This is a genomic window from Pseudomonas sp. H26/SER47-MNA-CIBAN-0231 (assembly GCF_040310465.1).
In the GTDB taxonomy this organism is placed as follows: domain Bacteria; phylum Pseudomonadota; class Gammaproteobacteria; order Pseudomonadales; family Pseudomonadaceae; genus Aquipseudomonas; species Aquipseudomonas atacamensis.
Map to the genome: position 1 here is coordinate 1 of NZ_JBEOPW010000113.1, position 261 is coordinate 261.

Annotated in this window: 1 pseudogene; it reads right to left on the reverse strand. The window is 62.5% G+C overall.

Annotated features, from left to right (window positions below):
• Positions 1–261 (reverse strand): annotated as a pseudogene (locus AAEZ10_RS27505) (hypothetical protein); the annotation flags it as partial.

Genomic DNA, 261 nt, shown 5'->3' on the forward strand with positions numbered 1-261 from the left:
GGCCAGTCGTTCTACCGGGATCAGCACAGCTGTAAGTCCACCAAGCAGCGCCGAGCAGGCGAAGATAAAGGTTTCGTTGCGCATGCCCGCCAGGGTGTCGCGCACCTCGCTATAAACAGTTGCCGGTGCATCGCCCTGGTGTAGCAGTTGTCCGATCACCGCGAGCGGCACCAGCAGCATCGCAGCCTGAGTTGCCGACAGCGGGGTCAGGCTGGCCAGCAGTGCGATCAGCAGGATGCCGAGCAAACTGCCGTACAGCAG